General features: G+C 33.0%; 28 protein-coding genes. 12 read left to right on the forward strand and 16 right to left on the reverse strand.

Annotated features, from left to right (window positions below; all coding sequences use genetic code 11):
• The first annotated feature begins 89 nt into the window (after nucleotides 1–89).
• Together AC1EU5_RS00675 and AC1EU5_RS00680 are read left to right on the forward strand one after the other, a co-directional pair.
• On the forward strand, nucleotides 90–1,634 hold the full coding sequence (locus AC1EU5_RS00675; RefSeq protein WP_480190412.1) for a sugar porter family MFS transporter: 1,545 nt from the start codon (nucleotides 90–92) through the stop codon (nucleotides 1,632–1,634).
• Nucleotides 1,635–1,687: 53 nt separating this feature from the next.
• Nucleotides 1,688–2,662: an aldose epimerase family protein gene (locus AC1EU5_RS00680; RefSeq protein ID WP_480190413.1), complete on the forward strand. Its 975-nt coding sequence runs from the start codon at nucleotides 1,688–1,690 to the stop codon at nucleotides 2,660–2,662.
• A gap of 83 nt (nucleotides 2,663–2,745) precedes the next feature.
• On the opposite strand, the gene AC1EU5_RS00685 is transcribed toward AC1EU5_RS00680, so the two are convergent.
• Complete coding sequence (locus tag AC1EU5_RS00685; protein ID WP_480190414.1) at nucleotides 2,746–3,366, reverse strand: thioredoxin family protein; 621 nt, start codon at nucleotides 3,364–3,366, stop codon at nucleotides 2,746–2,748.
• Between the two features lie 5 nt (nucleotides 3,367–3,371).
• Entirely contained in the window at nucleotides 3,372–3,884 is a 513-nt protein-coding gene (locus AC1EU5_RS00690) for a TlpA disulfide reductase family protein (protein WP_480190415.1), read from the reverse strand.
• Between the two features lie 154 nt (nucleotides 3,885–4,038).
• Here AC1EU5_RS00690 and AC1EU5_RS00695 point away from each other — a divergent pair, with 154 nt between their 5' ends.
• Nucleotides 4,039–4,629 (forward strand): MORN repeat-containing protein, encoded by a 591-nt coding sequence (locus AC1EU5_RS00695; protein ID WP_480190416.1) that lies wholly within the window; start codon nucleotides 4,039–4,041, stop codon nucleotides 4,627–4,629.
• Nucleotides 4,630–4,749: 120 nt separating this feature from the next.
• On the opposite strand, the gene AC1EU5_RS00700 is transcribed toward AC1EU5_RS00695, so the two are convergent.
• A complete protein-coding gene (locus AC1EU5_RS00700; RefSeq protein WP_480190417.1) occupies nucleotides 4,750–5,898 on the reverse strand; it encodes a cystathionine gamma-synthase in 1,149 nt (382 codons plus the stop codon).
• A 48-nt stretch (nucleotides 5,899–5,946) separates the two neighbouring features.
• A complete protein-coding gene (locus tag AC1EU5_RS00705) occupies nucleotides 5,947–6,402 on the reverse strand; it encodes a DinB family protein (protein ID WP_480190418.1) in 456 nt (151 codons plus the stop codon).
• A gap of 75 nt (nucleotides 6,403–6,477) precedes the next feature.
• On the opposite strand from AC1EU5_RS00705, the gene AC1EU5_RS00710 reads away from it, so the two are divergent.
• Nucleotides 6,478–6,825, forward strand: coding sequence for an arsenate reductase family protein (locus AC1EU5_RS00710; protein ID WP_480190419.1), 348 nt, complete (start codon nucleotides 6,478–6,480; stop codon nucleotides 6,823–6,825).
• Here the strand turns inward: AC1EU5_RS00710 and AC1EU5_RS00715 are convergent.
• Together AC1EU5_RS00715 and AC1EU5_RS00720 are read right to left on the reverse strand one after the other, a co-directional pair.
• Complete coding sequence (locus AC1EU5_RS00715) at nucleotides 6,818–7,849, reverse strand: DUF3089 domain-containing protein (protein ID WP_480190420.1); 1,032 nt, start codon at nucleotides 7,847–7,849, stop codon at nucleotides 6,818–6,820. The genes AC1EU5_RS00710 and AC1EU5_RS00715 overlap by 8 nt on opposite strands.
• 31 nt (nucleotides 7,850–7,880) lie before the next feature.
• Nucleotides 7,881–8,618 carry a hypothetical protein gene (locus AC1EU5_RS00720; protein WP_480190421.1) on the reverse strand — a complete coding sequence of 246 codons (738 nt, stop codon included), beginning with the start codon at nucleotides 8,616–8,618 and terminating at the stop codon, nucleotides 7,881–7,883.
• 102 nt (nucleotides 8,619–8,720) lie between these two features.
• On the opposite strand from AC1EU5_RS00720, the gene AC1EU5_RS00725 reads away from it, so the two are divergent.
• The 7 genes from AC1EU5_RS00725 to AC1EU5_RS00755 all read left to right on the forward strand — a co-directional run bounded on the left by AC1EU5_RS00725 (nucleotide 8,721) and on the right by AC1EU5_RS00755 (nucleotide 13,911).
• Complete coding sequence (locus AC1EU5_RS00725) at nucleotides 8,721–9,362, forward strand: thymidine kinase (RefSeq protein ID WP_480190422.1); 642 nt, start codon at nucleotides 8,721–8,723, stop codon at nucleotides 9,360–9,362.
• 1 nt (nucleotide 9,363) lies between these two features.
• Complete coding sequence (gene alr, locus AC1EU5_RS00730; protein WP_480190423.1) at nucleotides 9,364–10,467, forward strand: alanine racemase; 1,104 nt, start codon at nucleotides 9,364–9,366, stop codon at nucleotides 10,465–10,467.
• Between the two features lie 51 nt (nucleotides 10,468–10,518).
• Complete coding sequence (gene mscL, locus AC1EU5_RS00735; RefSeq protein WP_480190424.1) at nucleotides 10,519–10,917, forward strand: large conductance mechanosensitive channel protein MscL; 399 nt, start codon at nucleotides 10,519–10,521, stop codon at nucleotides 10,915–10,917.
• A 119-nt stretch (nucleotides 10,918–11,036) separates the two neighbouring features.
• Complete coding sequence (locus tag AC1EU5_RS00740) at nucleotides 11,037–11,576, forward strand: RNA polymerase sigma factor (RefSeq protein WP_480190425.1); 540 nt, start codon at nucleotides 11,037–11,039, stop codon at nucleotides 11,574–11,576.
• 2 nt (nucleotides 11,577–11,578) lie between these two features.
• Entirely contained in the window at nucleotides 11,579–12,361 is a 783-nt protein-coding gene (locus AC1EU5_RS00745; protein WP_480190426.1) for a HEAT repeat domain-containing protein, read from the forward strand.
• A 13-nt stretch (nucleotides 12,362–12,374) separates the two neighbouring features.
• Nucleotides 12,375–13,163, forward strand: coding sequence for a DUF4097 family beta strand repeat-containing protein (locus AC1EU5_RS00750; protein WP_480190427.1), 789 nt, complete (start codon nucleotides 12,375–12,377; stop codon nucleotides 13,161–13,163).
• Nucleotides 13,164–13,200: 37 nt separating this feature from the next.
• Entirely contained in the window at nucleotides 13,201–13,911 is a 711-nt protein-coding gene (locus tag AC1EU5_RS00755; protein WP_480190428.1) for a DUF4097 family beta strand repeat-containing protein, read from the forward strand.
• A 57-nt stretch (nucleotides 13,912–13,968) separates the two neighbouring features.
• Here AC1EU5_RS00755 and AC1EU5_RS00760 read toward each other — a convergent pair whose 3' ends face one another.
• From AC1EU5_RS00760 to AC1EU5_RS00805, 10 genes are all read right to left on the reverse strand, one after another.
• A complete protein-coding gene (locus tag AC1EU5_RS00760) occupies nucleotides 13,969–14,184 on the reverse strand; it encodes a DUF6515 family protein (RefSeq protein WP_480190429.1) in 216 nt (71 codons plus the stop codon).
• A gap of 67 nt (nucleotides 14,185–14,251) precedes the next feature.
• Nucleotides 14,252–14,809, reverse strand: coding sequence for an MOSC domain-containing protein (locus AC1EU5_RS00765; protein ID WP_480190430.1), 558 nt, complete (start codon nucleotides 14,807–14,809; stop codon nucleotides 14,252–14,254).
• Nucleotides 14,806–16,299, reverse strand: a complete 1,494-nt coding sequence (locus tag AC1EU5_RS00770; RefSeq protein WP_480190431.1) for a GH3 auxin-responsive promoter family protein — start codon at nucleotides 16,297–16,299, stop codon at nucleotides 14,806–14,808. Before AC1EU5_RS00770 ends, AC1EU5_RS00765 begins: the two co-directional genes overlap by 4 nt.
• A gap of 3 nt (nucleotides 16,300–16,302) precedes the next feature.
• Nucleotides 16,303–17,163: a M23 family metallopeptidase gene (locus AC1EU5_RS00775; protein WP_480190432.1), complete on the reverse strand. Its 861-nt coding sequence runs from the start codon at nucleotides 17,161–17,163 to the stop codon at nucleotides 16,303–16,305.
• 55 nt (nucleotides 17,164–17,218) lie between these two features.
• On the reverse strand, nucleotides 17,219–17,806 hold the full coding sequence (gene nadD / locus AC1EU5_RS00780; RefSeq protein WP_480190433.1) for a nicotinate (nicotinamide) nucleotide adenylyltransferase: 588 nt from the start codon (nucleotides 17,804–17,806) through the stop codon (nucleotides 17,219–17,221).
• Nucleotides 17,807–17,848: 42 nt separating this feature from the next.
• On the reverse strand, nucleotides 17,849–18,472 hold the full coding sequence (gene gmk / locus AC1EU5_RS00785) for a guanylate kinase (protein ID WP_480190434.1): 624 nt from the start codon (nucleotides 18,470–18,472) through the stop codon (nucleotides 17,849–17,851).
• 132 nt (nucleotides 18,473–18,604) lie between these two features.
• Nucleotides 18,605–19,462 carry a YicC/YloC family endoribonuclease gene (locus AC1EU5_RS00790; protein ID WP_480190435.1) on the reverse strand — a complete coding sequence of 286 codons (858 nt, stop codon included), beginning with the start codon at nucleotides 19,460–19,462 and terminating at the stop codon, nucleotides 18,605–18,607.
• Between the two features lie 41 nt (nucleotides 19,463–19,503).
• The gene (locus AC1EU5_RS00795; RefSeq protein ID WP_480190436.1) at nucleotides 19,504–20,424 is read right to left on the reverse strand and encodes a DMT family transporter; all 921 of its coding nucleotides are present in this window, start codon (nucleotides 20,422–20,424) and stop codon (nucleotides 19,504–19,506) included.
• Nucleotides 20,425–20,524: 100 nt separating this feature from the next.
• Entirely contained in the window at nucleotides 20,525–21,133 is a 609-nt protein-coding gene (locus AC1EU5_RS00800; RefSeq protein WP_480190437.1) for a superoxide dismutase, read from the reverse strand.
• 136 nt (nucleotides 21,134–21,269) lie between these two features.
• Nucleotides 21,270–22,544: a hydroxymethylglutaryl-CoA reductase, degradative gene (locus AC1EU5_RS00805; protein ID WP_480190438.1), complete on the reverse strand. Its 1,275-nt coding sequence runs from the start codon at nucleotides 22,542–22,544 to the stop codon at nucleotides 21,270–21,272.
• Nucleotides 22,545–22,698: 154 nt separating this feature from the next.
• Between AC1EU5_RS00805 and AC1EU5_RS00810 the strand changes: the two genes are divergently transcribed.
• Entirely contained in the window at nucleotides 22,699–24,912 is a 2,214-nt protein-coding gene (locus tag AC1EU5_RS00810) for a S9 family peptidase (RefSeq protein WP_480190439.1), read from the forward strand.
• Nucleotides 24,913–24,929: the final 17 nt, after the last annotated feature.

A 24,929-nucleotide genomic window follows, 5' to 3' on the forward strand; every position in this document is an offset into this window, starting at 1 on the left:
AGCCGAGTTAAATGCATCTCTAAATCTTTATCCTTTAAGATGTTATTATTATTTCTATCTTAACATCTTTATACAAACTAACCATACCCATGAAAAAATCTTTATTTGTTGCTTTTGTAGTATCACTCGGTGGGTTTTTATTTGGATTTGACGCAGGTATTATTTCAGGTGTCATGTCTTACGCCGGACCAGAATTTGATTTAAATGATGCTCAAACAGGATGGGCTGTAAGTTCTCCTTCTTTTGCAGCCATGATTTCAATGTTGTTTGCTGGAAGATTAAGCGATAAAATAGGTAGAAAGAAAATATTAATTGCTGTAGCTTTTTTTTACGCCCTATCGGCAATTTTGTCTGCATACGCCATCTCTTTTGAAATGCTATACATTGCAAGAATGATAGGCGGTTTTGCCTTTGGTGCAGCTTTAATATTAGCCCCAACTTATATTGCCGAAATATCTATTGCGGAAACACGTGGGCAATTAGTTTCAATTCAGCAATTGAATATCGTTCTTGGTTTTTTTGCTGCTTTTTTAAGTAATTATTATTTCAATAAAGTATTTAGCTCAGGTACAAGTGATTTTTTAACAGATGCAAACGTATGGCGATGGATGTTAGGAGTTGAATTTCTACCCGCAGTACTATATTTTATTTTGATGTTTTTTGTGCCTAAAAGTCCTCGTTGGTTGTATATGCATGGTAAAAATAAAGAGGCTAATGCTATTCTTGAAAGTATGTATGGACCTATAAAAGGCAAAGAAGAAGCTTCTACCATAGTAGAAAGTCTTTCCAAAGATAAGGAAGATGAACCGGCTAAAGTAGCTATACTTGACCTCTTCAAACCGGCATTGCGTTTTGTAATTGTTCTTGGGCTAGTTATTGGTGTTTTACAACAAATTACCGGAATAAATGCAGTCTATTTTTATGCTACCTCTATATTTAAACAAACTGGTATAGGTACCGATGCCGCTTTTTCATCAGGGGTACTTCTAAGCTTTACAACTGTAATTTTTACTATAATTGCCATCTTTACTATTGACAAAATCGGAAGACGGCCTTTAATGTTATTTGGTATGGCTGGCATAGCAATAAGTTTGTTATTGTGCGCCTATGGGTTTAAAAATGCTACTTATAAATTAACTGCGGAAAAAATAGAAGCTTTTTCATTTAATGAAAAATCAAATCTCTTAGCTATTACCGATAAAACTTTTGATAATGATCTTGATTTTAAAAACAGTATGAAATCTACATTAGGATCGCAAGTTTATGCTAAAAATGAAGGAGAAATTCTTGAAGCTGCAACTTCTATGAATGCAATGTTAGTGTTAATTGGTATTCTTGGATTCATTGCGAGTTTTGCCTTTTCTTTGGGACCCGTGATGTGGGTGATGTTATCTGAACTTTTCCCTAATATGTATAGAGGCTTGGCTATTGGATTCATTGGTTTTGTAAACTCGTTTGTAAGCTGGGTTATACAGCAAATTTTTCCATGGGAGCTCTCAAATTTTGGAAATGCCTTAACCTTTTTCATCTTTGGTTCTATTGCACTATTAGGATTCTTTATTTTACTTAAAATATTGCCTGAAACAAAAGGAAAGTCTTTGGAACAAATTGAAATAGATTTGGTAAATAATTAAATAAATGTTATTTATCAATCAACATAGGTCTTATCAAAATGGGCGAGCACTCAATGAAATCCGTTTTTTTATCTAATGGCAAGGGAGTTGAATTAGAAATACTGAATTATGGGGCAACTATTAAGAGCTTAAATGTTCTAAATAAGAAAGGAGCAAAGACAAATGTAGTAGTTGGGTTGAAAGAGCCTGAAAATTACATCCAAGAATCTTACTTAAAGCACAACTTATTTATAGGGTCTTCTATAGGAAGATATGCTGGTAGGATATCTGGAGGTAAGTTTGTAATAAATAAAATAGAATATCCCCTTTTTAATTTAGAAGGAGTTCATTTACATGGAGGTAAGGAAGGGTTTGGTAATAAATTTTGGAATATAGAAAAAGTAAAAAAAGGTAAAAATCCTTACGCGACTTTATCATATGTAAGCAAGCATTTAGAAGAAGGGTATCCTGGTAATTTAAAAGTTTGGGTTCAATATAAACTGGATCATCAAAACAGGCTTAGCATTACTTATAAAGCCAAGACAGATAGCCCAACTTTTGTCAACCTGACCAACCATGCCTATTTTAACTTAAACGGTTATGGCACAATTATAAATCATCATTTAAAAATTAACAGTAATTCTTATCTCGAAGTAGATTCTAAATTGATCCCAACAGGAAAAATAATTAAATCTAAAAACACTAGATTTGACTTCAATAAAAAGTCAATTATTGGTAGAGATGATTTCATTGGATTTGATGATACGTTCATTTTAGATCAGAACAAAAAGAAAGCAGCTATTCTTTTTTCAGAAGAAAGCGGTATTCAAATGAGTATTTCTACCAAACAACCTACAATGGTTGTTTTTACAACTCCAAAATTTACAGCATTACCGCTGTCATCAAAATATTCAGCTTTTCCTTCAATTTGTTTTGAAGCTCAAAATTTTTCTGATGCTCCCAATAATGAATATTTTCCATCGGCACTATTACTTCCGGAAGAAACGTATAAGAATAAAACAACGTTTAAATTTGATCTAATCTATTAAAGGTTATTTTCTTGTAGAAAAAAAGACTAAATATTAATTTTAATTAATACAGAGTCTTAAATATTTAAAGCAACCTTTTTGCTTTACACCTTAATTGAACAACCTATAGCTCTTGTATTTGTAGTTTCAACCTCTTTGCCAGCTTTTAAAGCATCAACAGCATTCTCAACATATTTGACATTTACAGCACTTGGTCTTCTAGAACTGTCATCAATAGCACCTATATACTTTACACGTAAGCCTTCTTTCTCTTTATTTAAGATGTAAACATGTGGGGTTTTTGAAGCTCCAAACTTAGGATACACCTTTTGACCTTCATCAAATAAATAAGGAAACTCAAATCCTTTCTCCTTAGCACGCACCTTCATAAGTTCAAAACTATCTCCGGGTTGAACAGCAGGGTTGTTGGGATTGATGGCAATTACAGGATATGAATCTTTATATTTAGTATGCAAGTCATTAATTCTATCTTCATTCGCCACAGAATAAGGACAGGTATTACAGGTAAAAATAACAATGAATCCTTTGGCATCTTTATAATCTGCCATAGAAACCATTTTACCATCAACATTTCTTAAAGAAAAGTCTTTAGCAATGTCGCCTACCTTATAACCATCACCAACCGGTTTTTCTTTTTCCACAAATGAAAAAGCCAAAAATGCAATTACTAAAATTGCTACTGATATAAATGCCGTTTTTTTCATACTATTTAGAGTTTAATAAATTTTTGTACTTCGTTAAATAATTCTTCTTTAGTAAAAGACTTTTCATAAAAAGCCCTTTTATTTTTATTAAAAATAAGTGTAGCCGGTAAAGCACCGGACCACGTACTATCTATTTTAGGTATCCAAGTATTCTCATTTGGGTCATCCAGTAGAATCACTTCAGGTTGTAAGTTCTTCTTTTTTATAAATGGAATAAGATGACTTTCTTTCTTTTCAGGAAAATCCAAGCTCACTAATAGCACTTTTAACTTATCATCTTTTACTTTAGCATGTAACTCTTGAAAATAAGGCAATTCCTTAATACATGGTGCACACCAGGTTGCCCAGAAATTCACAACATAAGTAGAATCGTTATTAGTCTGTAAAATTGGTTCTAATGCGCGGTAATCTAAAGATGGAATCATTAGTTTCTTTGCATCCTCAACCACTTTAGTTTCTCGTTTTTCACAAGAAAAAATTAGGATGAATGCACTAAATATAATTGCAGCATTACGCATAATAATGACAAAAATAGAGAATCGCAGCGCTGTTTCATCTTAAAATAGTAATTTTAGAAAAACTTTAACTCTAAATAAATACTTCTAAATGCGCTAAAATAATACGCGTCTATCTGCGTTATAGATGTAAATCTCCCTTTAAAAAATAGAATTTATGAAGAAAATAATTACGCTACTTTTATTATGCCCTTTTGTATTACTTGCTCAAACGGAGGAAGTCACAAAATCTGTTGATACACTCAAAACTACTACAGAAGAGGTAGTCAAAAAATCAGTTGAATCTGCACAAGTCGATGAAAAGAAAGAACAAGCTGTTATAACAAAACCTGTTTGTATTTCTGGTAATTGTGAGAATGGATCAGGCACAATGAACTACGCAACAGGTACGTATGTTGGTGATTGGAAAAATAATTTAAGACATGGCACCGGAACTTATAAATGGAAAAATGGAGATGTATATGTTGGTACTTGGGAAAATGATAAACGTCATGGCCAAGGAAAATACACTTGGAATGATGGATCAAAATACAAAGGAAACTATAGCCATGGCATAAGAAGTGGTTATGGCATTTACTACTATACCAATGGCAATATTTATGAAGGTACCTGGGAAAACAACTTAAAACATGGTATTGCCAACTTTTACTATAAAGAAAGTGTGAATTTAGGCGGTAAGTATTTTAACAATAAATACGTGAGCGGTACCGGAATTTCTCAAGAATCATATAGGTACAAACCTGAATAAATTTTTTTGTAAGGATTTTTTGAAAAGATAGACTAAAGGCTAGATTCAATTGAATTGAATCTTCTTTTTCATAGCAATTTCCCATTCTCTATTGGCAAAATAAAGAATGGGTTTTTTATTTTAAGCATTTAAGGCTTGCTTTAAATCATCCAAAAGATCATCTATATCTTCAATTCCAACACTTAATCGTATAAGTGAATCAGAAATACCTATCTTTTCTCTCTCTTTCTCAGGGATGGAGGCGTGCGTCATAGTTACCGGGTGATTTGCCAAACTTTCTACACCTCCTAAGGATTCTGCAAGGGTAAATACTTTGAGATTTTCTAATACCTTAAAAGCTGCCGCTTCACTTTCATCTTTTAATTTAAAGGAGACCATTCCTCCAAAATCTTTCATTTGCTTTTTTGCAATTTCATAATTCTTATCGGATGGCAAGCCTGGATAAAAAACTTCAGCCACTTTGGAATGGGTTTCAAGGTATTTGGCAATAGCCATTCCGTTTTCACAATGGCGTTGTACTCTAATATGCAAGGTTTTTATACCTCGTAATGCTAAAAAGCTGTCCTGAGGTCCAGCAATAGCTCCCCCAGCAAATTGAATGAAATGGATCTTCTCTGCTAGTCCTTCATCTTTCACCATCAAAGCACCCATGACCAAATCTGAATGCCCTCCTAAATATTTAGTAGCTGAATGCATCACAATATCAGCACCTAAATCTAATGGTAATTGTAAATAAGGTGTTGCAAACGTATTGTCAACTGCCACTAAAATAGATTCATTCTTTGCCTTTGTAAGCTTACTTATTGCCTCTATATCGGCAATTTTCATCAACGGATTCGTAGGTGTTTCTATCCAAATCAACTTAGTATTCTCATTGATCAACTCATCTACTAAAGTAGGATCTTCCATATTCACAAAATGGAATTTTAAACCGTATTTTTCAAACATACGAGTGAACATTCTGTAAGTTCCTCCATACAAGTCATCACCTGCAATGACCTCATCACCTGGATTTAGCATTTTTAGTACACAGTCGATCGCTGCTAAACCAGAGGCAAAGGCAAAACCATGGGTGCCATTTTCTATAGCAGCAAAATTCTTTTCTAAAGCCGTTCTGGTAGGGTTTGCTGCTCTTGAATATTCATAACCTTTATGCTTACCCGGGCTACTTTGTTCATATGTTGATGTTTGATAAATAGGCGGCATAACCGCCCCAGTTGAAGGATCTGATTGTTGACCGCCATGTATTGTTTTTGTATTGAATTTCATGTGTTGAATATTTCAGTTGTTTGTCTTAATTTTTTGAATAAACTTACACTATACTACTTTGCGAAGTGCCAAAATAGAGCCCAAGTGAATGCCTTCATGAAAATTATTGAACTTGATAGCATCTTCAAGCGTTTTTAACTCAACATTTGCACTGGTCATATAGGCCTCATAATTCTCAAAAATTCTCTTCTTATAATCATTCATTGTTATTTCAATAAGGTCAACGAATAATCGTTTAATCTCGTCAAGTTCATTTTGAGTTATATCTCTTTCTGGTTTCGTTCCTTTACGATATAAGCTAACCATTTCATCACTTACATTCATTGATAGACCTGAGTGTGCATAATATAAGAGCTGTTGTGTGACCGCTAAATGAGCAACATTCCAAACAATATTATTTTTAAATCCGTTTGGAATCCTGTTAAGCTGCTCTAAGCTCATCCTTTCAATGATCTTAAGTATCAACTTTCTGTTTTGCAAAAGAATGTCAAACTCTTTTTCCATGGCGTATAAATTTGATGTAAAAGTATCGTTTTTTAAGCTGAAAACAAGTTATTTTTATCCAGCAAAAAAGTCATCATGAAAAAAGCATATTATTTAAAAACCTGCGATACCTGTAAGCGAATATTAAAACAGATTCCACTTGAAGGAATAGAATTACAAGATATCAAAACACAAGCTATAACTGTACAACAATTAGAAGAAATGCATGCCCTCGCTGGAAGTTATGAAGCACTTTTTAGTAGGCGGTCTAAAAAATATGCCGTCATGGATTTAAAAAACCAAACACTAACAGAGAAAGATTACAAACAGCTTATTTTAGAGGAATATACTTTTCTAAAACGTCCGGTAATCATTATAGATGATAGTATTTTTATTGGAAACTCTAAGAAGAATGTTGAAGAATTAGTCAATTTTCTTAATTAGAGTTTTTGTTGAGCCAAGTTTTCACTCGCAATTCGGCATTTTCTTGAATGTCTTTCCAGAATAAGTTTACATCGCCCACATGATAGTTTTTCTTAAATAATATAAATATTCTTAAAGGAAATCTTGGTAAAGTTGTCCATAGCATACCATCTATAACTTCTACTTTTAAGGCTTTATTGTAAATTTTGTTATTTCTATATAAAAAACCCTTATGTGTTTTCCGCTCGCTTGTTTTTGAAGTATCCCAAGTTATAGGATTAGAAACAGTTTTTCCTTTATACCATCTTTCATACCTGTCTGGTAATTTATTCTTTTTGTAAGTATTCCAAGAAACAAAACCTCCTACTTCATCTGGTCTTGTCATAGGTTTTATGGTTTTATATTCATCCTTTTTTATGCCTGTACCAATAATATATGCAGCTACTAGCTGGTTTTGCAAAGGCTTATTGTCAAAAAAATCTTTTAGCAACATACTACAATGGGTAGAACCTTGACTATGACTTGCGATAATAATAGGTCTTCCTTGATTGAATTTTTTTAAGTACTGTTCAAATGCTGCTTTGATATCAGTATATGCTAACATTAAAGCTTCTTTACCACCTTCTTCCAAATGTGTATATGATCGTAAGTGGGCTTGTCTGTAGTACGGCACATAGATTTTCCCTGAGGTAGCCCAGGCTGAAGCTTGATAATGTACTGCCGTATTTAACACCCTTTTATTTTGAACAATATCAGAAACAGATACATTCCAGCGTTTGTCTTTTTTATCTGAGATTAATGTAGGGTATACATAGAAAACATCTGCTTCTAATTCCTCAATATTTGAGGGAGCAACCTTCTTTAGTTGATCAGTATATTTTGATGGAAGAACTGCCCAATGATCTTCATTGAGATAATTAGGCTTTGATGGGGCTAGGCCCGCTGAAAAAGGTGTTGTAACATATGTAGACTTGCAACTTACAACTATTGCAATTATAAAAAATAAACACCTTGTTTTTAAGCTGATCAAAAGTCTTTGAAGCATTACTTTTTACTATATAACATAGGGTTTATTTTTATGCGAATCTTCGCTCTATTAAGGCCATGAAACGTTCTTCATACGGCTCTTTACCATCCCAGTTATATTCTGGTTTAATAGTGTTTTGAATGAATGCTTTAGCTTCTTCTTCTGTTTTTAATGTATTTAACTGAGATAAAACCCTGTTAAAATCGGCTTGATTATAATTAAAAAGATTGTTTACAAAAGCAATTCGGTCATTTAAGCCTACCTGTATGGTTCCTTTAAATAATTTATCATTGAGCGTTTTTTTCTCTTTTGAATCATCGTCATCTTCAAACAATGTAGCAGTCTTATCGGCAGAAATGGCATCTCTAAACTCCTCCTTAGAGCTTATTTGATTTTCCTTAAGGCTTTGTATATCAATTTTAACGGAGTCAAACTTAGGTTCAAAAATGGTCTTATCTTCTTTTGTGTTTACCTCTTTCTTGATTTGTTCTTGAAAACTTTCTTGTGGCTCTTGTTCAGTTTCATTCTCAACGGGTTCAGGCTGTTTGTTTTCTGGTGCTTCTTTTTTAATATTGGCGACTACTTTGTCAATCTTCTTTAAGATCTCATCCTTAGAAACATCAGTATTAGGTGTAGTCTCTAAATACTCATCTACAAAGGCAAGTAACGCTAGTTTCTCATATACCTCATGCGCTTTATCACGCAAAGCAATAACTTCATCTCTATTTTTCATTTGCAAGATTTTATGAGCCAAACTCACTAATTCTGCTTCTAACTTTTTGTGCATAAATTGATTGGTTTAAAACTAAAAGGTATACTATTTTTAATAAATTTGTGTCCAGCTTAAAAAGGACACTCTTTACTAACTTTCAACGCCGAAAATTACAAAATGTTTCTTGAAAATACAGTAAATCACTCAGAACAATTTGGATGGATTGAAGTAATTTGCGGCTCTATGTTTTCCGGCAAAACAGAAGAATTGATACGCAGACTCAAACGCGCTCAATTTGCCAAGCAAAAGGTAGAAATTTTTAAACCTGCAGTTGACATTCGTTATGATGAAGAAAAAGTAATTTCTCATGACGCAAATGAAATACGTTCTACCCCAGTTCCTGCAGCTGCTAATATTAGAATTTTAGCGAATGATGTTGATGTGGTGGGTATAGATGAAGCTCAGTTCTTTGATGATGAAATTGTGTCAGTTTGTAATGATTTAGCAAATAGAGGGGTGCGCGTTATTGTTGCCGGTTTAGATATGGACTTTAAAGGAAACCCTTTTGGACCGATGCCGGCTCTTATGGCTACTGCGGAATATGTAACGAAAGTACATGCCGTATGTACCAAAACTGGAAACTTAGCGCATTTTAGCCATAGAAAAGTAAAAAATGATGATGTCGTTTTTTTGGGCGAAACAGAGGAGTATGAACCTCTAAGTAGAGCTGCTTACTACAAAATACAATTGCAAGAGAAACTAGAAAAAATTGAGGTAAAAGATGCTAAACAGGTAACTCCACGAAAAAAAAGCTCTTAGCATGCCTCAATCAAAGGAAACTGTCTTAGAAATAGACCTTCAAGCACTTACGCATAATTTTGAATATCTAAAGTCAAAGTTAAAGTCCTCCACACAATTTTTAGCTGTAGTCAAAGCTTTTGGTTATGGTTCAGATGCTATTGTAATTGCAAAGCATTTAGAAAATCAGGTAGATTATTTTGCGGTTGCTTATACCAGCGAGGGTGTTGCTTTACGCGATGCCGGAATCAAAACCCCTATTTTGGTTTTGCATCCTCAACCTATAAACTTTAAAACCATTATTGAACGCTGCTTAGAGCCTAATTTATACAATACCAGGGTATTAAAAGCTTTTATTGATGTTGCTTCAAATGAAGTTCAAGCAGGTTATCCTGTACATATTAAGTTCAACACAGGGTTGAATCGTCTGGGTTTCTGCGAAAATGATGTAGATTATATAACAGATAAGTTAAAAGCTACATCTTCTATTAAAGTAAAATCTATCTTCTCTCATTTGGCGGCTAGTGAAGATTTAAATGAAAAAGAATTTACATTAGGACAAATTAGTACTTTCAAAAAAATAGCTGGTGAACTTGGGCAAAAAGTAGGTTATAAACCTATGCTACACCAATTAAATACATCAGGTATTTTAAACTATGCAGAGGAAGCTCAATTTGATATGGTGAGGGCAGGTATTGGATTGTATGGATTCGCCAATGATGAAAAAGAAACAACCGAACTGAAAAATGTCTTTAGTTTGAAGTCAGTCATTTCTCAAATACATGTGATTGAAAAAGGAGAGTCCGTTGGGTACAATCGTTCCTTCAAAGCACCAGATTTTATGAAAACAGCTACCATTCCTATAGGTCATGCTGATGGTATTCATAGAGCTTTTGGCAATGAAAAAGGGTTTGTGACCATCAAAGGCAAAAGAGCACCCATTATTGGTAATGTATGTATGGATATGATCATGGTGAACCTTACAGATATTGATTGTAATGAAGGTGATGAAGTCATTATTTTTGACAATCAAACAACAATTAATCAGCTGGAAACCAGTATCAATACGATTTCTTATGAGCTATTGACAGCAATTTCTCAACGTGTAAAAAGAATCGTTAAATAAATGTTAATTTCCCTATATTTGCCGCAATTAATCACTTAAAACTAAACAATTATGTTAAAAGAATTTAGAGATTTCATCATGACAGGCAATGTAATAGACTTTGCTGTAGCCGTAATTATGGCGGGGGCTATTGGTGCTGTTATTAATGGTTTTGTTGCTGATATTATAATGCCTGTTATAGGTGAGTTTACTGGTGGCGTAAATTTTGCTGATAGAGTTTTAGAATTGTCTCCAGCTAAAGGAGTTGAAGGTGAAGAGGGCTATAAACCAGCTAATGTTATTAAATGGGGTAATTGGTTGAATACAATTATTAGTTTAATTACTGTTGGTCTTGTTATGTTTTTAATTGTTAAGGCATACAACAAAACAAGAAAGCCTGAAGAAGAAGCTCCAGCTGGACCTTCTGAAATTGATTTATTAACTGAAATCAGAGATTCTTTGAAAAAGTAATTTTCAATTTTATAAAAATCAAAACCCGAACAAATTGTTCGGGTTTTTTTATTTTTAAATGTAACCTTTTAAAAAATACTTGGTATTTAATATAGACACTAACCAAAAATGACTGCAGTTTGAATCAATTTACTGATGAAGAATTAATGCAACAAGTAGCTCAGGGTAATTTAGATCAATTAACAGAGCTGTTTGACAGATACCATATTCGTATCTATAACTTCTTTAATAAAATGATTCATAATAAAATGGTAAGTGAGGATCTAACACAAGATGTTTTTGTAAAAATTATGAAATACAGAACATCATATAAGAATGGTCATTTTGCATCCTGGATTTACACTGTTGCAAGAAATATTTTTTCAAGTTACTATCAAAAACTGGTTAAAGAGCGCTCAAATGTGGTTGATGATGATAAGATTATTTCTAATGAAATATTGATCACTGAGAATAATCAAGAAGAATTGGATCATTTACAAAAGGCTTTATTAAAGTTGAATGTATCAGATAGGGAATTGATCATAATGCACCGGTTTCAGGAAATAAAATATGAGCAAATAGCTGAAATTTTAGGAAGTAATGAAAATGCCGTGAAGGTAAAAACCCATAGGGCACTGAAAAAATTAAAAGAAATTTATTTTAAAATATTGGTACATTGATTATGGAATGTCTAAAAGTACAAGAACAACTTATTGAATATATAGAAGATACTTTATCAAAAAAGGATAAAGAAGCTATTGAAAAACATCTACAATCATCTTGCGAAAGTTGTCAAAAAGAATTGGAAAAGACCAGAGAATTCTTGAAAGCTCTTTCTTCAAATATTCAACAAAATCCTTCAGATCAACTTACGAGCAATTTTGAACAAGCTTTGGCTAAAGAAAAAGAGCTGCGAGAGACTAAAGTGGTGCCTTTAAACTCAATAAAGAATTTCCAATTCTTTTTAAAAGTTGCCGCAGGTATTGCTTTACTGGTTAGTGCATTCCTTTTAGGAAAACATGGGCAGTCTCCTGGTGATCAAAATATTGTATCAAATGAAAAAAAGCTAAAATCTGAAAATGAAAAACAGTTATTAGCTTTATTAGAAAATAATTCAGCAAGTAAGCGAATTCAGGCTTTAAATTATTCAGAAAATTTTGAATCAACTGATACCCGAATTATACAAGCTTTTATCAATCGATTGTTTTTTGACAAAAACACCAATGTACGTTTAACTGCCGTAGAAGCTTTGGCGAAATTTGCTTCGCTAGAAATGGTAAAATCTGCCTTCATAAAATCTCTGGAGACGGAACAAGACCCTGGCGTACAAATAGAATTAATTCACATACTTGCAACCATTCAAGAAAAACGCGCGCTTGAACTGATGAAAAGGCTCTTAAATAAAGAGCAAACACCCATTTATGTAAAACAAGAATTGCAGTATAATATTCAAAACTTACTGTAAAAAAATAGAAATCATGAAAAAAATAACACTCATATTAGTATTTATAAGTTCAATTATTTATGCACAACAAAAGGAATACAAACATTCTTTAAGTAACATTAAAAAAGTACACATTGAAACAGAAGCATCTTTAAAGGTTGTTGCTTCTAATAGTTCTGAATTGACTTTAAAAGATCGCAACCCTTGTAAAATTGGTGATTGCCATGAACACCATAAAACACATAATACCAAAGCTGATGGACTGACACCTATTTTTCCTGGTGGAAAAGATAATACTAATGGTTACGGTTTTTCAGTTGAAGAAAAAGATGGAGTACTGACCATTATAGATTTAAAATCAAGTTTTCAACGAAAAGGAGTTCTTTTAATGCTTCCTAAGAACATGAACTTTTTTGCTGATGGTGGCAATCTTGGGTCTATTGAAGTAGAAGGTTTCACTTCTGATGTTGAGGCCGATACAAACGTTGGTGCGATTAATATGAAAGATGTAGCTGGACCTATCACAGCACATACCAGCGTTGGACATATCAATATTGATTTTACTACAGTAAATCAATCTTCACCTATTACAGTAAGTTCATCGGTAGGTGAAATTGATGTAAGCATTCCTAAAAATACGAAGGCAAGTCTAGAACTAAAAACTCAAGGTACTGTTTATACAAACTTTGATTTTCAAGCACCTCCCAAAAACGGATTAAAAAATATTAGTGGTATAAAAAGTATTAAGAGTGACCTTAATAATGGTGGTGTAAAAATTACCTTGAGATCATCTATGGGTAATATATACCTTAGAAAAAAATAATAAACAAAAAAATTCTTTTTAACTTAAAACATTCAAAATGAAAAGATTACTTATTTTCATAGGGTTACTATTGACTTTTGGCACCCTATCAGCTCAAAAAACAATAAATGAAAGTTATCAAACTGCTGGAATTGAAGAAATTTATATGCACTTACAGTTTGCTAAATCTGTTGAATTAAGAAATTCACTAAATAATGAAGTAAAAGTACAGGTGAAAGTAAATATGAATGATAATACTGAGAATGATAAATTCGACTTAGAGCAAGAAAAAATTGGATCGACTTTAAAAATTAAATCAGATTATGGTGATTTTTTTGAAAAAAAGAATTGGAATAAAAAAGATTGTCAAGATTGTACAAGTTACATCAATTGTAGACAAGCTATTATAGATTATGTTGTATACATCCCTAAAAATGTAAAACTTCGTTTAAAAAGCATTACAGCTAACGTCAATACTCAAAATTATCTCGGAGTATTAGAGCTAGACCTTATAAGCGGTAATATTGATATAAAAAAGCACTCTAAAAAAATGGATTTAAAAACTATTAGTGGAGATATAGATATTGTGGTTACTGACGCCGAATTTAAGGCAGAAACTTTAACAGGTATGGTCTATTCTGATTTAGAAATAGATTTCAAAAATCAAAACAAGCATACGGGTAGTAAAATTTTAGGAAAAGTAAAAAATGGTAATGCAATGTTAGCATTAAAAACAATAAGTGGCGATATATTCTTAAGGAAAATATAGCGATATCAAACTGAGCTTGTCTAAGATTTAATCTCAGACAGGCTCACGTGTTTAAACTTACACTCTTACCACTACATATCCTCTTCTGGTCTTCTTATAATACTTGCCATTCCAGGTATAATAACGTTTCCCTTTTACAACTACTACTTTATGATATCTTGGTGCTTTTTTAACAACTACTGTATGCGTATGTGCCGGTCTTGTGTGTACTACACATGAATTTCCCAACAATAACATAGCACAACCAAATAAGATAATAACAAACTTTTTCATTTTTTTTGATTTTTTAGATTTGGTACTAAGACCCCAGAAAATTAAAAAGGTTTAAAAAAGTGAAAAATTATTTTCCTTTTTGAAGTCGCTTTTGAGTATATACCTCTGCTATGGTGCGGTTTTCAGTCTTTCTCTCTAAAAGTATTAGTTCATCACCAACAGCTACATTACCTGTTTCTAAAACCTTGAAATAAATGCCACTTTTAGTAGAGTGCCAAAAGTTTTTTACAATTTTTTGAGTATTGAATCGTACCCCAAGCTTCATACAAGGTTGACGCGGTTTTGTCACTTCAATTTTAGTCTCTCCTAATTGATAAACTGAGCCAATATGAATTTGGGTCTCATCAAAATCAGACATGGTAATATTCTCACCAAACATACCATACTTCCAATCTTGTTCTGGATATAATTCTTTCCAATATTCATAATGTTGCTCTCCATAGATATAAACAGCCTGATCAATACCACCATGATACTTTCTGTTAACTACATTATCATCTCGAACATCTTCCTTATCTAAAAAAATAGGTCCAGGAACTGGCGATTTAAAAATACCTGTTTCAATCATCTTTTTGCGCCATTGTACTTTTCTTCTTTCCCCTAAATTGACCGATATCACTTTCATAAAGCCCATTTTTTAAGTTGGTCTGCTATCTTTCTGTCATTTGAAAGTCGGGGTACTTTATTTTGACCTCCTAACTTTCCTACAGACTTCATATAGTTTTGAAATCCACCCTTTTGTATCTTGGTAATAACTAACGGGCGTAAAATATTGCCATCTATTAGGTCAAAATAATAAGAGTTTTGCCTCTGCATGGACTGATCCATGATACTAATAAAGTTATCTATCTCTTCTGGTTCTTTTTCAAACTCTATAAACCATTCATGATATGGTAATCCACTCTCTGGATTGGTTTGTGGTGCAACCGTAAATTCGTTTACTGAAATGTCTTTGCCTTCAGAAGCTTCTTTTAATGCCTGTTCTACCTCCTTAGCAATAACATGTTCTCCAAAAGCAGAAATGAAATGTTTTATACGCCCGGAAACAATAATTCTATGTGGATTTAGCGAAGTAAATTCAACAGTGTCTCCAATATTGTAACCCCATAATCCTGCATTAGTAGAAACAATGAGTACATAATTTACGCCTAACTCTACATCTGCGATTGTTACGCGTTTAGGACTATCCTCAAAAAATTCATCAGATTTAATAAATTCATAAAATATACCATTATTCAGTAACAAAAGCATGCCTTTCTCATTCTGCTTATCTTGAAAGGCGAAAAAACCTTCAGAAGCTGGGAATAACTCTATAGAATCTACTTTCTTGCCAATAAGTTGCTCAAATTTATTTCTATAGGGTTCATAATTAACACCTCCATAGACAAACAAATTGAAATTAGGAAAGATATCTGCTATTGATTTGCCTGTTTTGTTTATTAGCTTTTCAAAATACATTTGTACCCAAGAAGGGATACCGCTAATCAATGTCATGTCCTCCTGAAGCGTTTCCTCTACTATGGCATCAACTTTGGTTTCCCAATCGTCTATGCAATTAGTCTCCCAACTAGGCATTCTATTTCTTTGCAGATAACCCGGCACATAATGCGCTACAATACCAGAAAGTCTTCCTGTTTTAATCCCATTTTTTTCATCAATAATAGGGCTTCCTTGTAAGAAGATCATTTTACCATTCACAAAATCGGCATTACCTGTTTCGGCTATGTACATTAATAATGCGTTTCTAGCTGCTTTGATATGAAATGGCATCGACTCCTTGGTAAGTGGAATATACTTTGCTCCAGATGTAGTTCCTGAAGTCTTTGCAAAATATAGTGGTTTTCCTTTCCATAGTACATCACTTTTACCATCCAGAATCATCTCTACATAACCTTTTAACCCTTCATAATCCCTTACTGGAACATTATTCACAAAATCCTCGTGACTTCGAATTTTTGAAAACTGATGGTCTTTACCAAACTTCGTGTGTTTTGCTTGCCTGATAAGCTTTTTGAAGATTTTTTCCTGAGTTTTTACTGGATTTGAAGCCCATTTGTAGATGCGTTTCCTAATTCGCCTGGCATAGGGTTTAGCAAGGATGGATTTGATCTTCATATACTATTCAAAGTCTATAAAATTCAACGGATTTACCGGATAGCCATCATTCCACAATTCAAAATGTAAATGCGGACCAGTAGTTAACGTACCGGTAGAACCTGCACTGGCAATTACTTCACCTGCTTTTACCAGATCTCCTTGTTCTTTATGCAATACTTCATTGTGCTTATATACTGTAATGAAGTTCTTAGGGTGTTCTAAAATGATCACAAAGCCAGTATCAGCAGTAAAGCCTGTGAAAATTACTGTACCATCTGCTGCTGCTTTTACAGGCGTATTTTTTTCTACCGCTATATCAATAGCATAGTGCCTCTTTTGCGGATTATAGGTGTCAGTGATCTGCCCTTTTATAGGTGTAAAAAATACAATATCGGCTTTTTTAGTGGCTGCTTCAAATACGCTATAACGATCCTGACGTTCTACATCGATTCTAAACAATGAATCAGTTTCTGAGGGTTTTAAATCCGCATCTTCAATTCGCATCTGTTCTATAATAGAGTCTTTATTTACAGAAACATCTTTAACCTTACCTGTCAGTACTTCACGAATATTATTGATATAAACATCATTTATCGTCAATTCTTGCTCTAAAGAGTCAACTTTATATACCAAATCTGATGCTTGCTTTTTTAATTTAGAAGATGAGTAGCCAGGGATGTATTCACGTAGAGGAGTAAAAGCAATTAACATAGTGGTAAGCCCTATTAATAAAATAGTTAAAATACCACCAAACACAAAGACATTTAAACGGTTGAGTTTGAATGAAAAACGCTCTTCAAAGGTGTCTTCATTCAATACTACCAACCTATACTTATAGGTGAGTTTTTCTTTAAATTTGCTCTGTTCCTTCTTTTTTGCCATACATGCTTAATCGCAAATATAATGTAAACTTAAAGAAGTAAAACTCTTTACTTTTTTACTTTTTATAAAAATTCATTTCATCAAGATATTGCCAGACATTGTAGGGTAGTAAAGGGCGAATATCTCTTTTTTTGGCAATGGATTTACGTATAAAAGTAGAAGAAATTTCCATAATAGGGGCGTCAACTTTATGTATTTTAGGATGATCATCAAACTGTGTGGTTTTAACTCGATCCTCATATACTCTAGGATATAAATAAATATCATAATATTCAAGAATCTCTTCATAGTTTTTCCATTTGTGGAAAGTAGGTAAATTATCCTCTCCCATAATCAAATTAAAGTGATAATCTGGGTGTTTCTCTGAAATATGTATCAATGTATTAATAGTATAATTGGGTTGAGGTAGCTTAAACTCAATATTCGAAGCTTTTAGCTTTGGGTAATCTTCAACAGCTATTTGCACCAACTGATAACGGTGATGATCATCTAATAACGAAGCCTTCTTTTTAAAAGGATTGTGTGGCGTTACCACCAACCAAACTTCATCTAAGTCAGAAAATTCAACTAAATGATTGGCAATAGCTAGATGACCTATATGAATAGGGTTAAAAGTACCAAAATAAAGTCCGATGTTCTTCATTACTAGACCTTACAATTCTGCTCTGGGCGACATATAATTTTACTAACGTTCTTTTTCTTCTTTCTCATCAGTAACACCAATAAAATTCGCCACAAGATTTTCTGCTTCCTCTAAAGCTACGTTAAGGTCATAATTTTTAATAATCTTATCAAATTGTGGGGCTGTAGCCATCTCAACAGAAGCTTTGGCAATACGCATATTGATCTTATCTTCACTCTCAGTTTTTCGTTTTTTTAAACGTATTTTCAGTTCATCTACACTAGGCGGTTTTACAAAAACTGCTAATGTTTCTTCAGGGAATTTCTTTTTGATGCGTAAGCCTCCAACCACATCTATATCAAAAATAACATGCTTACCCATGGCCCAGATACGTTCTACTTCCGTTTTTAAAGTGCCATAAAAATTATCTCTATAGACCTCTTCCCACTCTAAAAACTCATCATTTTTAATCTTATCTTTAAACTCTCTGGTAGATAAAAAATAATAATCTTTTTCATCAACTTCCTTTCCTCTTTTTTTTCGTGATGTAGCCGAAATAGAAAACTCTAAATCTAAGTGATTTAAGCCCAATAAATGTCTTACGATTGTGGTCTTTCCTGAGCCAGATGGAGCCGAAAAAACGATTAGTTTTCCTTTCTTTTTATTTGACTTTTCTATTGATTTCATTAAAATAGCCTAAAATACTATTTAGTGTTAAAATTAATTAATTATTTTTTTTAATACTTTGATTATTAGATTTTTAAATGTAAAAACAAACTAATTAGTTTGTTTTTCACTTTGCTTTTCTTTCAAAAGAACCTATAAAACATTCAACAATTGCTCTTTTATTTTCTCTAATTCGTCTTTCATTTGAACTACTACCTTTTGCATAGGAGCATAATTAGATTTAGATCCTGTAGTATTGATCTCCCTACCTATCTCTTGAGAGATAAATGCCAATTTTTTGCCATTAGAGTCAGCACTATTTAGTTCCTGCAAGAAATATTCTAAATGATTTTTTAAACGCACTTTTTCTTCTGTAATATCCAGTTTTTCTAAATAATAAATTAGTTCCTGCTCAAACCGGTTCTGATCTATTTCAGACTTAAGGTCTTCTATAGATTTTTGCAAACGCGCTCTCATGTAATCCATTCTATCTTTATCAATTTCTAAAACTTGAGCCGAAAGTGCCTGAATATTTTTAATGCGTTTTTCAAAATCTTGCTCTAAAGATTTTCCTTCATCTTTGCGATAGTCCATAATTTCCGCTAAAGCTTCTTGAATTCCTTTTTCAATAGCCTTCCATTCTTGATCATCTAATTCTTCTCTTTCTGTCTTCAAAGCATCTGGAAGTCGCATCGCTATTTCTAAAGTACTTTCTGTGGAGGTTTCTGCAATATCTCTAAGCTGATCAATATAATTATTGACTATTTGTTTATTAATTGTGGTTGTAGTTTGTTCACTAGTTACCTCAACATAGATAGAAAACTCTATTTTACCCCGAACCAATTTATTCGATAATCCTTTTCTGATAAACAACTCTTTTTCTTTATATACAGCAGGTATTCTAACATTGAGATCAAGATTTTTACTGTTAAGTGATTTGATTTCAACTGTAACTTTTTTTCTCGGTAATTGAATAATGCACTTACCGTAACCGGTCATAGATTGTATCATAGAGGTAGTTAAAAATTAGGCTAATTTAATCAAATTATCCCTTACAAGTCACTTAACTTTTTTGCGTCTGTTTTATGAGGTTTTGTATTGCTTTTTGTTACTAAATACACGCCTATAAATACCAACAATGCTGCAATAATTTTTACTGTATTCAAAACATCAGACTTCATCAATAGGGCATATAATGAGGCAATTAAAGGTTGCAAATAAATAAATGCACTTAATGTAGTAGGCTTTAATGTTGTTAAAGCAAAAAGATTTAACAGATAAGCCAAAAAAGTAGTGCAAAACACAACAAAACCTATATTAAAATAGATATTATTAGGAATACTCTGCCACTCCACCTCCTGTAACTCTGAAAAGCCAAAAGGAATGACCATAATAAGTCCGAATAAGTACAACCACTTTATCAAGCTAATTGCTTTATACTTAGTTGTTAACTTTTTTACGATGATTAGATACAATCCATAAGAAGTGGCGTTTACAAAAATTAAAGCATTACCTAAAATAGGTCGATCCCCTGCCGCAACACTTTTACCATAAGCAATTAATAAAACTGCGCCTGTTAAACCGATTAAAATACCCAAAACCTTTATAGAAGTAATACGCTCTTTTAAAATAATGCCAGAAAGTATTAATACCAAGATTGGTGTAGTTACCATAATAACCGAAGCACTAATTGGACTTGTCATGCTTAACCCCTTAAAAAAAGCCAACATATTCATACAAACACCGAAAAGTGCCGCAAGTGCTATCCTACCTAAATCCTGTTTTTCAATTTGCTGACTTTTTACAAAAAGACCAATCAGCCAAAATAAAATAGTTGCACCCAATACTCTAATTAAAATAAAACCATACGGCTTAACATAAGTAGGCATTACTTCCTTAGCAATTACGTAATTCATGCCATAAATAATGGCTACAACAAACGCTGCGATAAGTGCTATGTTTTTTTTTGACACTTGACTTGATATTCTTTAAAACAAAACTGCCTGAAAGATTATTTCAGGCAATTTCAAATGATTTTTATTGTATGTTACCGGCTAAACAGTACTGATACTGCTATTTAGCTTCTGCATAACGTCTTTCAACCTCATTCCAGTTAATTACATTAAAAAATGCTTGAATATAATCAGGACGGCGGTTTTGATAGTTCAAGTAATATGCATGTTCCCAAACATCAATTCCTAAAATAGGTTGGCCTCCACAACCTACACCCGGCATTAGTGGATTATCTTGATTTGGTGTTGAGCATATTTCTACTTTCCCTCCTTTATGAACACACAACCACGCCCATCCCGAGCCAAATTGTGTAGCCGCTGCGGCTGCAAATTTTTCCTTGAACGCATCAACAGAACCATAAGCAGATTCAATGGCATCTTTTAATTCACCTGAAAGATATCCTTTTCCTTCAGGGTTCATTACAGACCAGAACAATCCGTGGTTGTAAAAACCACCACCATTATTTCTAACAGCTTTATTATCCATGTTAAGATTAGTTAATATATTCTCAATAGACTTTCCATCAAGGTCAGTACCTTCAATGGCTGCATTTAATTTATTAGTATAGCCCGCATGATGCTTAGAATAATGTATTTCCATTGTTCTTGCATCAATATTTGGTTCTAAAGCATCATATTCGTAGCCCAATTTTGGTAATTCAAAAGCCATGATTTTGTATGTTTTTATAGATTAAACTTCGTTTTTCTTCCTTTGTTGATTGAAAGGAGACCAAAGATAAAAACTTTAAAGTGAAAAGTCTAAGGGTATGGATAGAATGTTTTTATCAGGATATAATGAAGTACTATCAAGCTTTAACTCTAATTTTTTCGAATTCTTTAACCACAGCATTATGTGTAACAAGGTTCTTTCTAAAATGCTCAATGAGTTGTTGTTTCTCTTGCTCATTTGCGCCTAATTGATTTAAGATATTCTGCAAATGCATTTTCATGTGTCCTTCTTGAATGCCGGTTGTAATCAATGCGCGTAATGCAGCAAAATTTTGAGCGAGTCCAGCTGCGGCCGTTATTTGCATCAATTCTTTGGCTGTTGGATTCTGTAACATTTGTAATGACAACTTGGCTAATGGGTGTAAGGCTGTCAATCCTCCAACTGTTCCTAATGCCAATGGAATTTCTATCCAAAATCTAAAAATATCATCATTAATAGAGCAATGTGTTAAACTTCTATAGTGTCCATCCTTAGATGCATAAGCATGTGCTCCAGCCTCTACTGCTCTAAAATCATTACCGGTAGCCATTACAACAGCATCAATGCCATTCATAACACCTTTATTATGTGTAACTGCTCTGTAGGGCTCTATATGTGCAATCTGAACTGCCTGGTAAAACTTTTGAGCAAATACATGGGCATTTTCTCCTAATTCTTCAATTGGGCATCTTACTTCAGCCCTCACTAGACACTGTGGAATATAATTTGACAGAATGCTCATTACGATTTCAATTCCATCTTTTCTAAACGTTTTGGCAATAGCCTCTAGACAAGAATTAATAAAATTGGCTCCCATACTATCTCTGGTCTCAAAAGTGACAAACAATTGATAATATTTGTCAAGCTCAACTGTTTTATCCTTTAATTCAATATCTAAAATACCTCCTCCGCGTTTGCGCATATTTTTGGTTATAGCATCGGTGGCATCTAACAAACGAGGTTTGATTTCCTTAAAATAGTTAAGTAAATCTTCAACGCTCCCAGAGTGCATAAAATGTACTTGCCCTGTTTTTTTGGTCGAAAGCACTTCGGTTTTAAACCCTCCTCTGGTACTCCAGAATTTAGCAACCAACGAGGCCGCTGCAACCACAGAACTCTCCTCTACCGCCATAGGTACAGCATACACAGTATCATTAATAATGAAGTTAGGAGCAACTCCATATGGTAAATAAAAGTTTGATATTGTATTTTCTATAAACTCATCATGCAATTGCTGTAACTCCCTATTTGTATTCCAGTATTTCTTAAGCGTAGCTTCAGCTTCTTCTACTTCGTCAAAAAAATTGGCTGTTAACCAGTTAATTTTTTCCTCTTTAGAAAGCTTTGAAAATCCGGTAATGGTTTTGGTCATGTTGCTGTTTGTTTAAAGCGTATCAAAGATACTAATTATTCAAACCGAAGAATTCTAAAATGCGAATCCTCTCTATTTTATGCCGTATTTGGAGTGATTTTTGATGAAATTTCCGTAAACTTGGCAAACTTTTTCACATTTCATAATTTAGATAATGAAAAAACTTCTCTTTCTATTTCTAATTTTTTCAGCAATACTTACTGCACAAAAAAAAGATATCACCTTAGAAGATATATGGTCAAAAGGTACTTTTAGAGCCGAACGTTTGAATGCTTTTCATTCAATGGATAAAGGTGATTTTTACACCATTCTAAATTTTAGTAGAGAAGACAAAAGCACCAGTTTAGATAAATATGATTATAAAACGCTTGAGAAAATTGAAACTATTGTTAATAGTAAAGATTTAGAAGAAATTCCGTATTTCGAAAGCTATGAATTCAATAAAGGTGAAACTAAGCTATTATTAGGTACAGATTCTGAGCAGATTTATCGTCACTCTTCGCGAGGCACTTATTATGTATATGATTTAAGTACAAAAAAACTTCAACTAGTTTCTAAACACAAAATTCAAGAACCTATATTTTCTCCAGATGGAAGCAAAGTTGCTTTTGTTTACAATAACAATATTTATTCTAAAGATCTGGCTAGTGATATTACCGTTCAAGTAACCATAGATGGTAAGATGAATGAAATTATTAATGGAATTGCCGATTGGGTTTATGAAGAAGAATTTGCGTTTGTAAGAGCCTTTCAGTGGAATGGAAATTCTGATAAAATAGCTTATTTACGTTTTGATGAGCGTCAAGTTCCTGAATTCTCAATGGATATTTATGGGCAAGCCCTGTATCCCACACAACAAGTATTCAAATATCCTAAAGCAGGTGAGAAAAATGCTGTGGTTACTTTGCATATGTATAATTTAAAAGACAAAACTAATAAGCAAGTTGTTTTTGAAGGTGTTTCACAGTATTACATACCAAGGATTCAATGGACAAATAAGTCAAATACCTTATCTGTGATCACTTTAAATCGTCATCAAAATGACCTGAATTTATTATTTGTAGATGGAAATACACTGAAACCAACTTTGATTCTTAACGAAAAAGATGCTGCTTATGTAGACATTACTGATGATCTCACTTTTTTAAAAGATAATAGTTTTATTTGGACAAGTGAAAAAGATAGTTTTAACCATATCTTTCATTACGATGCTTCCGGAAAATTAAAAAATAAGATTACTGATGGTAATTGGGAGGTTACTAGTTATTACGGCTATGATCCTAGTTCTAAAAGAATTTTTTATCAATCTACTGAAGGAGGCTCAATCAATCGTAATGTTTTTTCAATAAAGTTAAATGGAAAAGATAAAAAATTATTAAGCTCAAATAGCGGAACAAACAGTGCTGCCTTTAGCAATAGTTTTAACTATTTTGTAAATACGTTCTCTAGCGCAAACACACCTTATATCTACACGTTAAATGATGCTAAATCTGGTAAGCAACTCAAGGAAATAATAAATAATAAAACACTATCTGAAAAGCTTAATGAATTCAATACTTCTAAAAAAGAATTCTTTACACTAAAAACCAAAAATGGTGATCTTAATGCGTGGATGATAAAACCTACTAACTTTGATCCTAATAAAGAATATCCATTATTCATGTATCAATACTCTGGCCCAGGATCTCAACAGGTTGCAAATCGATGGGGTGGTGGTAATGATTATTGGTATGAAATGTTAGCTGAAAAAGGATATATTATAGCTTGTGTTGATGGAAGGGGAACTGGTTATAGAGGTCGCAATTTTAAAAAAGTAACCTATAAAGAATTAGGAAAATACGAAACCGAAGACCAAATAGAAGCCGCCAAGGAATTAGGAAAGTTACCTTTTATAGATAAAGACAGAATAGGTATTTGGGGTTGGAGCTACGGTGGTTATATGTCTTCTTTAGCAATTACCAAAGGTGCTGATATTTTTAAAATGGCCATAGCGGTAGCACCAGTAACATCTTGGCGTTTTTATGACACCGTGTATACTGAACGCTATATGCAAACACCTCAAGAAAATGCAAGCGGCTATGATGATAATTCGCCAATTAATCATATAGATAAATTAAAAGGTGCATATTTACTTATACATGGTACCGGAGATGATAACGTACATGTACAGAACACTTCTAGAATGATTAATGCTCTAGTAGAGGCTAATAAACAATTTGATCTTTTTGTATATCCTGATAGAGCGCATGGCATTTATAAAGGAAAAAATACGCGCTTACACTTGTATAAAAAGATGACTGATTTTATAGACGAGCATTTAGGTGGTGCAGCTAATGACATTTCTACTGAACAAAAAATGAAAAATTAATAAAACCCCAATATTTT

Source organism: Maritimimonas sp. 2405UD52-3 (assembly GCF_056591715.1).